Origin of the sequence: Streptomyces sp. NPDC049040 (genome assembly GCF_043197715.1) — a bacterium.
Classification (GTDB): Bacteria; Actinomycetota; Actinomycetes; order Streptomycetales; family Streptomycetaceae; genus Actinacidiphila.
Window position 1 is genome coordinate 164,201 of sequence record NZ_JBICTO010000011.1, and the last position, 14,013, is coordinate 178,213.

At 72.4% G+C, this 14,013-nt stretch carries 14 protein-coding genes; 10 read left to right on the forward strand and 4 right to left on the reverse strand.

The window, feature by feature from the left end:
- Nucleotides 1-73: 73 nt before the first annotated feature.
- Nucleotides 74-544, reverse strand: coding sequence for a CU044_2847 family protein (locus tag ACGFMP_RS25840; protein WP_393675362.1), 471 nt, complete (start codon nucleotides 542-544; stop codon nucleotides 74-76).
- Between the two features lie 221 nt (nucleotides 545-765).
- On the opposite strand from ACGFMP_RS25840, the gene ACGFMP_RS25845 reads away from it, so the two are divergent.
- The 7 genes from ACGFMP_RS25845 to ACGFMP_RS25875 all read left to right on the forward strand — a co-directional run bounded on the left by ACGFMP_RS25845 (nucleotide 766) and on the right by ACGFMP_RS25875 (nucleotide 9,832).
- Entirely contained in the window at nucleotides 766-2,220 is a 1,455-nt protein-coding gene (locus ACGFMP_RS25845) for an aldehyde dehydrogenase family protein (RefSeq protein ID WP_393675363.1), read from the forward strand.
- A 115-nt stretch (nucleotides 2,221-2,335) separates the two neighbouring features.
- A complete protein-coding gene (locus ACGFMP_RS25850; RefSeq protein WP_393675364.1) occupies nucleotides 2,336-4,258 on the forward strand; it encodes an acyl-CoA dehydrogenase family protein in 1,923 nt (640 codons plus the stop codon).
- Between the two features lie 90 nt (nucleotides 4,259-4,348).
- On the forward strand, nucleotides 4,349-5,602 hold the full coding sequence (gene dxr, locus ACGFMP_RS25855) for a 1-deoxy-D-xylulose-5-phosphate reductoisomerase (protein WP_393675365.1): 1,254 nt from the start codon (nucleotides 4,349-4,351) through the stop codon (nucleotides 5,600-5,602).
- Nucleotides 5,599-6,915 carry a M50 family metallopeptidase gene (locus tag ACGFMP_RS25860; RefSeq protein ID WP_393675366.1) on the forward strand — a complete coding sequence of 439 codons (1,317 nt, stop codon included), beginning with the start codon at nucleotides 5,599-5,601 and terminating at the stop codon, nucleotides 6,913-6,915. The genes dxr and ACGFMP_RS25860 overlap by 4 nt, the downstream gene beginning before the upstream one ends.
- Before the next feature lie 99 nt (nucleotides 6,916-7,014).
- A complete protein-coding gene (gene ispG, locus ACGFMP_RS25865) occupies nucleotides 7,015-8,169 on the forward strand; it encodes a flavodoxin-dependent (E)-4-hydroxy-3-methylbut-2-enyl-diphosphate synthase (protein WP_393675367.1) in 1,155 nt (384 codons plus the stop codon).
- A gap of 133 nt (nucleotides 8,170-8,302) precedes the next feature.
- Entirely contained in the window at nucleotides 8,303-9,148 is an 846-nt protein-coding gene (locus tag ACGFMP_RS25870; protein ID WP_393675368.1) for a GNAT family N-acetyltransferase, read from the forward strand.
- 150 nt (nucleotides 9,149-9,298) lie between these two features.
- Complete coding sequence (locus ACGFMP_RS25875; protein ID WP_393675369.1) at nucleotides 9,299-9,832, forward strand: GNAT family N-acetyltransferase; 534 nt, start codon at nucleotides 9,299-9,301, stop codon at nucleotides 9,830-9,832.
- Between the two features lie 12 nt (nucleotides 9,833-9,844).
- Here ACGFMP_RS25875 and ACGFMP_RS25880 read toward each other — a convergent pair whose 3' ends face one another.
- Genes ACGFMP_RS25880 through ACGFMP_RS25890 form a run of 3 tightly spaced genes read right to left on the reverse strand, consistent with a single transcriptional unit; the run spans nucleotide 9,845 to nucleotide 11,786 of the window.
- Complete coding sequence (locus ACGFMP_RS25880) at nucleotides 9,845-10,795, reverse strand: aminoglycoside phosphotransferase family protein (protein ID WP_393675370.1); 951 nt, start codon at nucleotides 10,793-10,795, stop codon at nucleotides 9,845-9,847.
- Nucleotides 10,796-10,842: 47 nt separating this feature from the next.
- Complete coding sequence (locus ACGFMP_RS25885) at nucleotides 10,843-11,262, reverse strand: ferritin-like domain-containing protein (RefSeq protein WP_393675371.1); 420 nt, start codon at nucleotides 11,260-11,262, stop codon at nucleotides 10,843-10,845.
- Nucleotides 11,259-11,786, reverse strand: coding sequence for a hypothetical protein (locus ACGFMP_RS25890; protein ID WP_393675372.1), 528 nt, complete (start codon nucleotides 11,784-11,786; stop codon nucleotides 11,259-11,261). The genes ACGFMP_RS25885 and ACGFMP_RS25890 overlap by 4 nt, the downstream gene beginning before the upstream one ends.
- A 113-nt stretch (nucleotides 11,787-11,899) precedes the next feature.
- Between ACGFMP_RS25890 and rimP the strand changes: the two genes are divergently transcribed.
- From rimP to ACGFMP_RS25905, 3 genes are all read left to right on the forward strand, one after another.
- Nucleotides 11,900-12,466, forward strand: coding sequence for a ribosome maturation factor RimP (gene rimP / locus ACGFMP_RS25895; protein ID WP_393675373.1), 567 nt, complete (start codon nucleotides 11,900-11,902; stop codon nucleotides 12,464-12,466).
- A 2-nt stretch (nucleotides 12,467-12,468) separates the two neighbouring features.
- Nucleotides 12,469-13,500 (forward strand): transcription termination factor NusA, encoded by a 1,032-nt coding sequence (nusA, locus tag ACGFMP_RS25900; RefSeq protein ID WP_393675374.1) that lies wholly within the window; start codon nucleotides 12,469-12,471, stop codon nucleotides 13,498-13,500.
- A 103-nt stretch (nucleotides 13,501-13,603) separates the two neighbouring features.
- A complete protein-coding gene (locus ACGFMP_RS25905) occupies nucleotides 13,604-13,885 on the forward strand; it encodes a YlxR family protein (RefSeq protein WP_393675375.1) in 282 nt (93 codons plus the stop codon).
- The last annotated feature ends 128 nt before the right edge of the window (nucleotides 13,886-14,013 follow it).

Here is a 14,013-nt window from a genome sequence, read left to right on the forward strand (position 1 = left end):
GCGCTTCCGTTGCCCTGGCCGGGCAGGGCGTGCCCGACGTACGCCGGCCGGTCCCCGCGGCGCCGCGGGACCGCTACGGTGCCACCGGGCCGCCGGTGGCCTCCGGACCGGCCGGGCCGGTTGCGGTGTCGGTGCCGGCCGTGGTGTCGGGGCCCGGGAGGGGGGCGGCCGCGCGGCGGGAGGCGAGGTCCCAGGAGAGGCGCACGGTCAGGCCCGCTTCCGTGCCCGCCTCGGCGATGATGCCGAGCAGCTGGCCCGACTTCACGGCGAGCTTGAGGCCGAATTCCACCTCGAAGGCGTCGGGGGAGCCGGCGGCGCCGCCCTCGGTGACGGTCTGCGCGGCCCAGCGGCCGATGCTGCGGACGGTGTCCCGTACCCCTTCCAGGGTCAGGGTGACCGCGGAGCCCATCGCGGCGGCCCTGGCGCGTACGCCGACGTCGTCGTAGCCGCCGGTCTCGTCGGGGTGCTGGAAGGGCACCTCACCGACGATCTCCGCCTCCACCGTCGAGCCGTCGTCCAGTGCGATCGTGACCGTTTGCGCCATCCCCGTCCCCTCCCCGTGCCGGGGCGCCAGGATAGGGCCGGGGACCGTCACCCGGGGGCGGTTCCGGACGCGGCCACCCCCTTTCCCGCGACGTCCGCGGCGGTGCTGGCCATTCCGTAGCACCCGGGCGCACGCGCACTCCGCCGTGGACAACGTGGCCGGTCCTGGCCGGTGCCTACCGTGGCGGGGAGCGACACCCGCGACTGAAGGGCGGAACCACAGTGACGACCGCAGCTCCGTACGCGTTCTGGCTGGCGGGCCGCCAGGCCACCGGGACGGACGCCTTCGACGTGACGAGCCCCTGGGACGGCGCCCTGGTCGCCCGGGCGAGCGTGCCGGACGACGCGCAGGTCGAGGAGGCGGTCGCCGCGGCGGTGGCGGCGCAGGCGGAGCTCTCGGCGACGCCCGCGCATGTGCGGGCCGCCGCGCTCGACCACGTCTCGAAGCGGCTGGCAGAGCGGGCGGAGGAGATCGCCCGGCTCATCACCGCGGAGAACGGCAAGCCGCTGAAGTGGTCGCGTGGCGAGGTCGGCCGCGCGGTGTCGGTCTTCCGCTGGGCGGCGGAGGAGGCCCGCCGCTTCAACTCGGGCGAGGCGCAGCGGCTGGACACCGACCAGGGCGGGGTGGGGCGGCTCGCACTGACCCGGCGCTTCGGGCGCGGCCCCGTACTGGGCATCGCGCCGTTCAACTTCCCGCTGAACCTGGTGGCGCACAAGGTCGCCCCCGCTCTGGCGGTCGGCGTGCCGATCATCCTCAAGCCCGCGCCCGCGACCCCGCTGACCGCGCTGCTGCTCGGCGGGATCCTGGCCGAGACCGAGGGGCTGCCGGCCGGCGCCTGGAGCGTCCTGCCGGTGCCCAACGACCGGATGCCCGCTCTGGTGCAGGACCCGCGGCTGCCGGTGATCTCCTTCACCGGATCCGACACCGTGGGGTACGCCATCGCGGACTCGGTGCCGCGCAAGCACGTCACCCTCGAACTCGGCGGCAACGCGGCGGCCGTGGTGCTGGCCGACTGGTCGTCGGACGCCGACCTGGACTGGGCGGCGGCCCGGATCGCCGCCTTCGCCAACTACCAGGGCGGCCAGTCCTGCATCTCGGTGCAGCGGGTCATCGCCGACACGGCCGTCTACGACGCCCTGGCCGAGCGCGTCGTCGCGAAGGTCCGCGACCAGGTCACAGGGGACCCGGCCGACGACGCCACCGACGTCGGCCCGCTGGTGAGCGAATCGGCGGCGATACGCGTGGGGCAGTGGGTGGACGACGCCGTCGGCAAGGGCGCGAAACTGCTGGCCGGCGGGACCCGCGACGGGGCGAGCTACGCCCCGACCGTACTGGCCGACCTGCCCGCCGACGCGGTGCTGGCCACCGAGGAGGCGTTCGGCCCCGTCCTGTCACTGCATCGGGTGAACGGCGCAGAGGAAGCCTTCGCGGCCGTCAACGACTCCCGTTTCGGCCTCCAGGCGGGCGTCTTCACCCACGACATCCGGCTGGCCTTCCGCGCCCACCGCGAGCTCGAGGTCGGCGGCGTGATCATCGGCGACGCGCCCTCCTACCGGGCCGACCAGATGCCCTACGGCGGCGTGAAGGACTCCGGCAGCGGCCGCGAGGGCGTGAAGTACGCGATGGACGACTACACCTACGAGCGGGTGCTGGTTCTCACCGGCCTGGACCTGTGACCGGGGGCGGCGGAAGCGCCGACCGCTGACGGCTCGTCTGGTGGGGTCGGCGGAAATCGGGTAGTACGGACTGGTAGCACCGGTCGGTAACCGGCTACCCGGAGGTGACGCAACCGTGTCCGCACCCGTCGCAGCACGAAAGGTCTCCGAACGCGAAGCACGCCAGGTGGCCGAGGCCGCCCGCGAGCGTGACTGGCACAGGCCGAGCTTCGCCAAGGAGCTCTTCCTCGGCCGCTTCCGCCTCGACCTGATCCACCCGTACCCGGTCCCGGCACCGGAGGCTGCCGCCAGGGGCGAGGAGTTCCTCGCCCGGCTGCGGGAGTTCTGCAGGACCTCGATCGACGGCGCCAGGATCGACCGCGAGGCGCGGATCCCGGACGAGACGATCCTGGGCCTCAAGGAGCTGGGCGCGCTCGGGATGAAGATCGACCCCGCCTACGGCGGTCTCGGCCTCACCCAGGTGTACTACAACAAGGCGCTCGCCATGGTCGGCACCGCCAGCCCCGCGGTCGGCGCCCTGCTGTCCGCCCACCAGTCGATCGGCGTACCCCAGCCGGTGAAGATGTTCGGCACCGCCGAGCAGAAGCAGGCGTTCCTGCCGCGCTGCGCCACCACCGACATCAGCGCCTTCCTGCTCACCGAGCCCGACGTCGGCTCCGACCCCGCACGACTCGCCACCGCCGCCGTCCCCGACGGCGACGACTACGTGCTGGACGGCGTGAAGCTGTGGACCACCAACGGCGTCGTCGCCGACCTGCTGGTCGTGATGGCCCGGGTGCCCGCCTCCGAGGGCCACAAGGGCGGCATCACCGCCTTCGTCGTCGAGGCCGCGGCCGAAGGCGTCACCGTCGAGCACCGCAACGCCTTCATGGGGCTGCGCGGGATCGAGAACGGCGTCACCCGCTTCCACCGGGTCCGGGTCCCCGCCGCGAACCGGATCGGCCCGGAGGGCGCCGGCCTGAAGATCGCCCTGACCACCCTCAACACCGGCCGCCTCTCGCTGCCCGCGGGCTGCGTCGGCGCCGCCAAATGGTGCCTGAAGGTCGCCAGGGAGTGGTCCGCGGCCCGCGAGCAGTGGGGCCGGCCGATCGCCGAGCACGAGGCCGTCGGCTCCAAGATCGCCTACATCGCCGCCACCACCTTCGCGCTCGAAGCCGTGGTGGACCTGTCCTCGCAGATGGCCGACGAGGAGCGCAACGACATCCGGATCGAGGCGGCGCTCGCCAAGCTCTACGGCTCGGAGGCCGGCTGCCTGATCGCCGACGAGCTGGTCCAGATCCGCGGCGGCCGCGGCTTCGAGACCGCCGACTCGCTCGCCGCCCGCGGCGAGCGGGCAGTACCCGCCGAGCAGATGCTGCGCGACCTGCGCATCAACAGGATCTTCGAGGGCTCCACCGAGATCATGCACCTGCTGATCGCGCGGGAGGCCGTGGACGCCCACCTGTCGGTGGCAGGCGACCTCATCGACCCCGACGCCTCCCTCGGCGACAAGGCCAGGGCCGGCGCCAAGGCCGGCGGCTTCTACGCCAAGTGGCTGCCCAAGCTGGTCGCGGGACCCGGGCAGCTGCCGAACGCGTACGCCGAGTTCGACGGCCTCGCCACCCACCTGCGGTACGTGGAGCGCAACGCGCGCAAGCTGGCCCGCTGCACCTTCTACGCCATGTCGCGCTGGCAGGGCCGGATGGAGACCAAGCAGAACTTCCTCGCCCGCATCGTGGACATCGGGGCCGAGCTGTTCGCGATGAGCGCGGCCTGCGTACGCGCCCAGCACCTCGGGGCGTCCAGCGACCACGGGCCGGAGGCGCGGCAGCTCGCCGACACCTTCTGCCGGCAGGCGCGGGTCCGCACCGACGAGCTCTTCGACCGGCTGTGGACCAACACCGACAGCGCCGACCGGGCGCTGACCAAGGCGGTGCTCCGCGGCTCCGACGAGTGGCTGGAAGCGGGCATCGTCGACCCGAGCAGGGAAGGCCCGTGGATCGCGGAGGCCGAGCCCGGCCCCTCGCAGACCACCAACGTGCACCGGCCCGTCCACTAGCCCTGCCACCGCCCTGACGCACCCGTGCGCCGTCCGACGCCCCTGCGGGGCAGTGGACGGCGCACGGCCCGCGCACGACACAATGGGCCCATGACGGATGCCCTCGCAGACCCGCACTACCGCCCGTATGTCACCGGCGATCCGGTGGACGGCCCTCGCGACATCGTGATCCTCGGCTCCACCGGGTCGATCGGCACCCAGGCCATCGACGTGGTGCTGCGCAACCAGGACCGCTTCCGGGTCACCGCGATCTCCGCCGCCGGCAGTCGCGTCGCCCTGCTCGCCGAGCAGGCCCACCGGCTCCGGGTGCGGACCGTCGCCGTCGCGGACGAGGCCGCCGTCGGCCCGCTGCGCGAAGCCCTGGCCGGCCTCTACGGGCCCGGCGCGACGCTGCCCGAGATCATCGCGGGGCCCGGCGCCGCCACCGAGGCCGCGGCGCTGGAGTGCCACTCCGTGCTCAACGGCATCACCGGCTCGATCGGTCTGCGGCCGACGCTCGCCGCGCTGCGCGCCGACCGGGTGCTGATCCTGGCCAACAAGGAGTCGCTGATCGCCGGCGGCCCGCTGGTCAAGGCCCTCGCCAAGCCCGGCCAGATCGTGCCCGTCGACTCCGAGCACTCCGCGCTCTTCCAGGCGATGCTGGGCGGCCGCCGCCAGGAGGTCCGCAAGCTGCTGGTCACCGCGTCGGGCGGCCCCTTCCGCGGCCGCACCAGGGCGGAGCTTGCCCGGGTCACCCCGGAGGACGCGCTGGCCCACCCCACCTGGGAGATGGGCCCGGTGATCACCGTCAACTCGGCGACACTGGTCAACAAGGGCCTCGAGGTGATCGAGGCGCACCTGCTCTACGACGTGCCCTTCGACCGCATCGAGGTCGTCGTGCACCCGCAGTCCTACATCCACTCCATGGTGGAGTTCGTCGACGGCTCCACGATCGCGCAGGCCAGCCCGCCCGACATGCGGATGCCGATCGCGCTCGGCCTGGGCTGGCCCGACCGGGTGCCGGACGCCGCGCCGGCCTTCGACTGGTCGAAGGCGTCGACATGGGAGTTCTTCCCGCTGGACGACGACGCCTTCCCGTCGGTCGCACTGGCCCGCCATGTCGGTAGCCTCGGGGGCACCGCACCCGCGGTGTTCAACGCCGCCAACGAGGAGTGCGTCGACGCCTTCCTCGCCGGCCGGCTGCCGTTCACCGGGATCGTGGACACCGTCGCGAGGGTCGTCGAGGAACACGGCACACCCGACCCGGGAACTTCGCTGACGGTCGAGAACGTCCTCGAAGCGGAGGCCTGGGCGCGCGCCCGGGCCGTGGAACTGGCGCAGGCATCGGAGGCAGCAGGGGTATGACCGCTCTCATGACGATCCTCGGCATAGTGGTCTTCGCCGTGGGTCTGATGGTCTCCATCGCCTGGCACGAGCTGGGCCACCTCTCCACGGCCAAGCTGTTCAAGATCCGCGTGCCGCAGTACATGGTGGGCTTCGGGCCCACCATCTGGTCGCGCAAGAAGGGCGAGACGGAGTACGGCTTCAAGGCCATCCCGCTCGGCGGCTACATCCGCATGATCGGGATGTTCCCGCCCGGTGAGGACGGCCGGATCACCGCCCGCTCCACCTCGCCCTGGCGCAGCATGATCGAGGACGCGCGCTCCGCCGCGTTCGAGGAGCTCCAGCCGGGCGACGAGACGCGGCTGTTCTACACGCGCAAGCCGTGGAAGCGCGTCATCGTGATGTTCGCCGGGCCCTTCATGAACCTCATCCTGGCCTTCGCGCTGGCCCTTTCGGTCTTCATGGGCATCGGCATCGCCCAGCAGACCACGGTCGTCGGCTCGATCAGCGACTGCGTGATCTCGCAGGCCGACACCGCCAAGCGCAACCCGGACAACCCCTGCACGGCCGCCGATCCGATCGCGCCCGCCAAGACCGCCGGCTTCCGGCCCGGGGACAAGTTCCTGGAGTTCAACGGCAAGCCGGTGGACGGGTGGGCCGACCTCTCCAAGGACATCAGGACCGGCGTGGGACCCGCCGTCATCGTGGTGGAGCGGGCCGGCAAGCGGGTCACCCTGCACCCGGTGATCACCAAGAACGTCGTCGCGAAGACCGACAGCCACGGCGAGGTCCAGGACGGCACCGTGACCGCGGGCTTCCTCGGCTTCAGCCCGGCCAGCCACATCCAGCCGCAGGGCTTCACCAGCTCGGTCGGCCACATGGGCGACATGGCCAGGCAGGGCCTCGACTCGCTGCTGCGGCTGCCGCAGCGCATCCCCGACCTGTGGCGGGCCACCTTCGACGGCGCCCCGCGCAAGGCGGACTCCCCGATGGGCGTGGTCGGCGCGGCCCGGGTCGGCGGCGAGGTCTTCTCGCTGAAGGAGCCGGCCATCGACCGGATCGCCACCATGGTGATGCTCGTCGCAGGCTTCAACCTGTCGCTGTTCCTGTTCAACATGCTGCCGCTGCTGCCGCTGGACGGCGGCCACGTGGCAGGCGCGCTGTGGGAGTCGATCAGGCGGCACACCGCCCGGGTCTTCCGCAAGCCCGATCCCGGGCCCTTCGACGTGGCCAAGCTCATGCCGGTCGCCTATGTCGTGGCCGGAATCTTCGTGTCCTTCACCTTGCTGGTTCTGATCGCCGATGTGGTCAACCCGGTCAAACTCAGTTCGTAATGCCCTGAGCCGAGTGAGAGACGTGGGGCGGGTGCCGTAACCTCGAAGCGGAGCCCGCCCTCGTCGGGACTTGTGTCACACCTTGGGGAAGCAACGCAGATGACCGCGATTTCGCTCGGTATGCCGGATGTTCCGATCAAGCTCGCCGAACGCCGCAAGAGCCGTCAGATCCAGGTGGGAACCGTCGCCGTGGGCGGCGACGCCCCGGTGTCCGTCCAGTCCATGACCACCACGCGGACCTCCGACATCGGCGCCACCCTCCAGCAGATCGCCGAGCTGACCGCCTCCGGCTGCCAGATCGTCCGGGTCGCGTGCCCGACCCAGGACGACGCCGACGCCCTGGCCACCATCGCCAGGAAGTCCCAGATCCCGGTCATCGCCGACATCCATTTCCAGCCGAAGTACGTCTTTGCCGCGATCGACGCCGGCTGCGCCGCGGTCCGGGTCAACCCGGGCAACATCAAGCAGTTCGACGACAAGGTCCGGGAGATCGCCAAGGCCGCCTCCGACGCGGGCACCCCGATCAGGATCGGCGTCAACGCCGGCTCGCTCGACCGCCGCCTGCTGGAGAAGTACGGCAAGGCCACCCCCGAGGCGCTGGCGGAATCCGCGCTGTGGGAGGCGTCGCTCTTCGAGGAGCACGGCTTCCGCGACATCAAGATCTCCGTCAAGCACAACGACCCGGTGGTCATGGTCGCCGCCTACCGGCTGCTCGCCCAGAAGTGCGACTACCCGCTGCACCTCGGCGTGACCGAGGCGGGCCCCGCCTTCCAGGGCACCATCAAGTCCGCGGTCGCCTTCGGCGCGCTGCTCGCCGAGGGCATCGGCGACACCATCAGGGTCTCGCTGTCCGCACCGCCGGCCGAGGAGGTCAAGGTCGGCATCCAGATCCTGGAGTCGCTGAACCTGCGCCAGCGCCGCCTGGAGATCGTCTCCTGCCCGTCCTGCGGCCGCGCCCAGGTCGACGTCTACAAGCTCGCCGACGAGGTCACCGCGGGTCTCGAGGGCATGGAGGTGCCGCTGCGGGTCGCCGTCATGGGCTGCGTCGTCAACGGCCCCGGCGAGGCCCGCGAGGCCGACCTCGGCGTCGCCTCGGGCAACGGCAAGGGGCAGATCTTCGTCAAGGGCGAGGTCATCAAGACCGTGCCCGAGTCGAAGATCGTCGAGACGCTGATCGAGGAGGCCATGAAGCTGGCCGAGCAGATGGAGGACGCAGGAGTGGCCTCCGGCGAACCCCAGGTGAGCGTCTCCTGACCGACCGATTCCGGTCTGCCCCGCGTCCGGGAACCACCGGCGCGGGGCGTGGCACAGCCGTGCGAGGTAAAGTGCGCAGACCATCCCCCGCCTGCACGAGCGGCCCAGAAGGCGAAGACGGTGAGGCGTCCACGTGCTGACCCACTCGACTGCCCGCGTCCTGGAACCCGGTGACCTCGACGCGGCGCTGGCCGTCCTGCACAGCGACCCGGTCGCCAACGCTTTCGTCACCTCCCGCGTCAACGTCGCAGGGCTCGACCCGTGGCGGCTCGGCGGAGAGATGTGGGGCTGGTACGCGGCCGGCCGGCTCACGTCCCTGTGCTACGCCGGCGCCAACCTGGTCCCGATCTGCGCCACCCCCGAGGCGGTCGCCGCGTTCGCAGAACGCGCCCGCAGGTCGGGGCGCCGCTGCTCGTCCATCGTCGGCCCGGCCGACGCCACCGCCGACCTGTGGTCCCGGCTCGAACCGCATTGGGGCCCGGCCCGCGAGATCCGCCGCCACCAGCCGCTGATGACCACCAGGTCGCTGCCCGCCGACATCGCGCCCGACCCCGGGGTGCGCCGGGTGCGCAAGGACGAGATGGAGGTGATCATGCCGGCCTGCGTGGCGATGTTCACCGAGGAGGTCGGCGTCTCGCCGCTGGCCGGCGACGGCGGCCTGCTCTACCAGGCCCGGGTCGCCGAACTCGTCTCCACCGGGCGGGCCTTCGCCCGGATCGAGAACGGCGAGGTGGTCTTCAAGGCGGAGATCGGCGCCGTCACCCGGCACACCTGCCAGATCCAGGGCGTGTGGGTCGCCCCCTCCCACCGCGGCCGCAGGCTGTCCGAGTCCGGCATGGCCGCCGTCCTGCACTACGCCCTGCGCGACGTCGCCCCGGTGGTCAGCCTCTACGTCAACGACTTCAACACCCCGGCCCGCGCCGCCTACCAGCGCGTCGGCTTCACCGAGGTCGGCGCCTTCATGAGCGTTCTCTTCTAGGGCCTGCCGGCCGGGCGTCGCGACGCCGCGGAGATCCACACGACGCAGGTGAAGCCCAGGGGGAGAGCGGCCGCGCACGATCGACCGCCGACTCCGGAGGGAAGGCGCCCGGAGGCGGGAGAGGTTGAAGAAGCAGTAGTCTCGCGGCTCATGGAGAACGTGGTGGTCGGGACGGGCGATCTTGCCGCGCACGTCGACGAGGCGCTCGCCGTGCAGGCGCTCGCCTTCGGGCTCGGACCCGAGGAAGTGGCGATCCGCCGGCAGATCGTGCTGCGCCACCTGGCCGGCCGCGGGGCGCGGGCGCTCGAGGCCAGGACGGCGGAGGGGCGGCTGGTCGGGTTCGTCTACGGGCTGCCCAACGACCGTACGCACTGGTGGTCGAGCGTCGTGCAGCCGTATCTGAGCCGAGAGGGCAACGACGACTGGCTCGACGACTCCTTCGTGATCACCGAACTGCACGTGCTGCCCGACTTCCAGGGCCACGGCATCGGGCGCCGGCTGATCACCGGGATCACCGACACCGCCACCGAGCCGCGCAGCATCCTGTCCGCGATCGACGGCGAGACCCCCGCCCGGCGGCTCTACCACGCCCTGGGCTACCGCGACCTGGCCCGCCCGGTCCACTTCCCCAGCGCCGCCCGCCCGTACGCGGTGATGGGCGCCCCGCTGCCCCTGCTGCGCTGACCCAGCCGCCGGCTACAGCCAACTCGCGAACTCCAGCAGCAGTTCGCCGTCCTCCCTGGCGCCCACCGACAGGCACCAGACGCCCGCCTCCACCGCGCGGAAGACCGACCAGCCGCGCAGCCGCCCGGCGTCCACCTCCAGCGCCTCGGCCAGCTTCGCGATCCGCCGCCTTGCGGTGGCCCGCGAACCGGGCTGCGCCGCCAGCGTGGCGAGCCGGTCCCTGGCCAGCCACGCCAGGTCGTAGGCCCGCTCACCGACGAGCGGTTTGGGGTCGATCGCCAGCCACGGCATCCGCTCGCCCGCCAGCACATTGCCGTGGTGGTAGTCGCCGTGCAGCAGCACGCACTCCACCGACCCCGCCGAGCCCGCCAGTTCGGCCTGCGCCGCGAGCGCCTCGTCGATCACCGGGCCGGCGTCCGCCGCGTAGGGCTCCGCGCGCCGCTCCCGCAGCAGGGCGGCCAGCTCGGCGGTCGCGCCCTCGACCGAGCGGAAGGGGTGCCCCTCGGCCGGCGGCACCCACAGCCGCTGGAGCACCGCCTCGGCCTCCAGCATCGCTTTCGGCTCCGCGAGCGAGCGCAGCGACACGTCCGCCCGCAACCGCTCCAGCAGCATCGCGCCCTCGGCAGGCTCCGCGCGCAGCAGGCGTGCCGCGCCACGCCCCGACCAGTGCGCGAGGGCCGCGTGCTCCTGCTCCGTCTCGCGGTTCACCATGCCGACCTTGAGCACGGCGGGCTCGCCCTCCGCGTCGCGGACCAGCACGATCATGCTGATCTGGCCGCCGGCGGCGACGACCCGCTCCACGGTCAGACCCCAGCGTCCGAGGCAGTCCGCCACCCGGTCCGGCAGCCGCGCCAGCCACCGCAGGCCCGCCTCGCCCTCCCAAGCGGTGACGGTGCGGACCAGCCGCTCCGGCGGCCGGAGGTCCGCGGCGGCGGGCCGCCCGTGGTGCGCTGCTGAACCCATCGCTGTGCCCTGCCCTCCGTGCGGCCCGTTGCGCCCGGCAGCGACGCTCAGCCGCGTTCCGCCAGACCCGGGAAGGCTACGCTGCCGCCGCGCCAGCGCACGGCTCGCACCGCCGCGTCCCGCATCGCACCGGTCGCGTCCCGCCGCAGGTCGCCGATGGTGCCGCGCACCACGTCGCCGTAGGCGCCCGCCACCCGCTCCTCGACGTGGACCGCGAGCCGCACCGCGGACGCCGCGTCGGTGACCGGGAAGGGCAGCTCGTAGCCGGCCGCGGTGGTGACAGGGGAGGCGCCGAGGTCGGCGACGGTACGCATCAGGTCGTCGCGGCGGGCCCGGTGGGCGTCGTAGCCCTGCCGGGCCTCGGCCTGCCTGCTGCCCGTCAGGTGGCCCCCGACGACGCCGTAGCCGTAGACCGCGGCGTGCTCCGCGGCGAGCGCCGCCTGCACCGCGTCGATGACCGCGTTCATTCCCCGCCCGTCCCCTCGTTCTTTCGCTTGCCGCCTGACACGGTGCCGAGCAGCGCCGCGTGACCGGCGCCGGCCGCCGCGACCGAGGCCATCAGCCGGGCCAGCTCGCCCGGCACGGTCAGGACGGCGGCGGCCCTGCGGTCGGCCAGGGCGCGTTCTGCGGCGGCGAGGCCGGACAGGGCCCGCGCGGCGGTCGCGGGGGGCGCCGTCGCGGCCGGCGCGGGCGTGGCGGGAAGCGTTCCGCCGAAGGCCTGGATGTGCCGGACGATCTCCGCCCGCAGCGGCCGCAGCCGGGCGGCGAGCGAGGGGTGGGCCGCGGCCGCGGCGTCGTAACGCCCGATCAATTCCGTGCTGTCCCGAACCGCCCGCGCCTGCTCCGCGACCCCGGGAAGCACCGCGGGCGCCTTGTCCGCCCGGTCGCCCGACGGTCCGTCAGCACCCTTGCCACATCCGGCGCCGACCGTCACGACCGCTGCCGCCACCACACTCCGCCTGCTCAGTCGAGCGGCCGCCTCCGGGATCATGGGGGGAGTGTACGGGTGCCTGCGTGGCGCGGTGCGCTGCCCCGGCTCGGGTAGCCTTGCCCTTACACGCGACCTTCCATCACAACAGCACACGCGGCCGAGGAGTCACCCGGATGAGCACCACCCAGAGCGAGAGGCTGCGCGCGCTGCTTGAGCCGCTTGCCGGCGAGGCCGGTCTCGACCTGGAGGACGTCACGCTGACCGCGTCGGGCCGGCGGCGCCAGCTGCTGGTCGTCGTGGACTCCGAGGACGGGGTGCAACTGGACGCCGTGGCCGCACTGAGCCGCTCGGTCTCCCAGGCACTGGACGACTCGGACGTGATGGGCGAGACGGAGTACCTCCTGGAGGTCACCTCGCCCGGCACCGACCGGCCGCTGACCGAACCCCGGCACTTCCGGCGCAACGCCGGACGGCTGGTGAAGCTGACGCTCGAGGAGCGCGGCGAGCTGATCGCACGGATCATGGCGGTGGACGAGACGGGTCTCGACCTGGAGGTGCCGGGCGTCAAGGGCCGCAAGCCCAAGCCCGCCCGCGCGGACTTCGCGGAGATCGCGAAGGCCCGGGTCGAGGTCGAGTTCAACCGCAAGGCCGGCGAGCCCGACGACGACCTCGCGGACGGCGGCACGGACGACGGCGACAGCCAGGACATCGACACCGACGAGACCACAGAGGAGGCGTAGCCGTGGACATCGACATGAAGGCCCTGCGGGGCCTGGTGCAGGAGCGGCAGATCTCGTTCGAGCTGCTGGTCGAGGCCATCGAGTCGGCGCTGCTGATCGCCTACCACCGCGAGCCGGGCAGCCACCGGCGGGCCAGGGTGGAGCTCGACCGCACCAGCGGACACGTGACCGTGTGGGCGACCGAGGACCCCGAGGAGGTCGCCGAGGGCGCCGAGCCGCGCGAGTTCGACGACACCCCCTCCGGCTTCGGGCGGATCGCCGCGTCGACCGCCAAGCAGGTGATCCTCCAGCGGCTGCGGGACGCGGAGGACGACATCACCTTCGGGGAGTACGCCGGCCGCGAGGGCGACATCGTGACCGGTGTCGTCCAGCAGGGCAAGGACCCCAAGAACGTGCTGGTCGACATCGGCAAGCTGGAGGCCATCCTGCCGGTGCAGGAGCAGGTGCCCGGCGAGGAGTACAAGCACGGCATCCGGCTGCGTACGTATGTCGTACGGGTCGCCAAGGGTGTGCGCGGCCCCTCCGTGACGCTGTCGCGCACCCATCCGAACCTGGTCAAGAAGCTCTTCGCGCTCGAAGTGCCCGAGATCGCCGACGGCTCCGTCGTCATCGAGGCGATCGCCCGCGAGGCCGGTCACCGCACCAAGATCGCGGTCAGGTCGGCCCGCTCGGGGCTCAACGCCAAGGGCGCCTGCATCGGCCCCATGGGCGCAAGGGTGCGCGCGGTGATGGCGGAGTTGCACGGCGAGAAGATCGACATCGTGGACTGGTCGGACGACCCGGCCGAGATGGTGGCGAACGCGCTGTCCCCCGCCCGGGTGTCCCGGGTCGAGGTGGTTGACGCCGCCGCCCGCTCCGCGCGGGTCACGGTGCCCGACTACCAGCTGTCACTGGCCATCGGCAAGGAGGGGCAGAACGCCCGGCTCGCCGCCCGGCTCACCGGGTGGCGGATCGACATCCGCCCCGACACCGAGGACGCCGATCAGGCTCCGGACGCCCCCAGGTCACCGGTGCAGGCGCGTCCGGAAGGCTGAAACCTGACCTACGTGTGGCCGAATCCCCGGCTCACATCAAACGAACAACCGTGCGTCGGCACACTCGAAGGAGTGAGGTCCGCGCGGGGAGGTAGACTGAAGAGTGTCTGGTCGGACGCTGTCGCCAGCATGCCCGGAGCGTACGTGCGTCGGCTGCCGTCAGCGAGCGGCCAAGAGCGATCTGCTGCGTGTGGTGATGAGTGGGGATGTGTGCGTTCCCGATCATCGCGGTACGCTGCCCGGTCGGGGTGCGTATCTGCATCCCGCCCTTGCCTGCCTCGACCTGGCGGTCCGCCGCCGGGCGTTCGGCCGGGCCTTCCGAGGCCAGGTGACGCCCGATACCGCGGAAGTACGCCGGTTTGTCGAGCAGCAGGCAGCCCCGTAAGAAGGCAAGAAGAAGTACGGCACGGGCCAGCCCCGTGCGATCAGGTACCTCGCGAGATGGAAGTAGGTCGAGATTGCGATGAGCACTCGATGAGTACGCGATGAGTACGCCCATGAAGTAGCGACGGT

Coding starts and splice junctions, on each gene's coding strand:
- ACGFMP_RS25840 (WP_393675362.1), bottom strand. CDS start 544: ATGGCGCAAACGGTCACGATCGCACTGGACGACGGCTCGACGGTGGAG.
- dxr (WP_393675365.1), top strand. CDS start 4,349: ATGACGGATGCCCTCGCAGACCCGCACTACCGCCCGTATGTCACCGGC.
- ACGFMP_RS25860 (WP_393675366.1), top strand. CDS start 5,599: ATGACCGCTCTCATGACGATCCTCGGCATAGTGGTCTTCGCCGTGGGT.
- ispG (WP_393675367.1), top strand. CDS start 7,015: ATGACCGCGATTTCGCTCGGTATGCCGGATGTTCCGATCAAGCTCGCC.
- ACGFMP_RS25875 (WP_393675369.1), top strand. CDS start 9,299: ATGGAGAACGTGGTGGTCGGGACGGGCGATCTTGCCGCGCACGTCGAC.
- ACGFMP_RS25880 (WP_393675370.1), bottom strand. CDS start 10,795: ATGGGTTCAGCAGCGCACCACGGGCGGCCCGCCGCCGCGGACCTCCGG.
- ACGFMP_RS25885 (WP_393675371.1), bottom strand. CDS start 11,262: ATGAACGCGGTCATCGACGCGGTGCAGGCGGCGCTCGCCGCGGAGCAC.
- ACGFMP_RS25890 (WP_393675372.1), bottom strand. CDS start 11,786: ATGATCCCGGAGGCGGCCGCTCGACTGAGCAGGCGGAGTGTGGTGGCG.
- rimP (WP_393675373.1), top strand. CDS start 11,900: ATGAGCACCACCCAGAGCGAGAGGCTGCGCGCGCTGCTTGAGCCGCTT.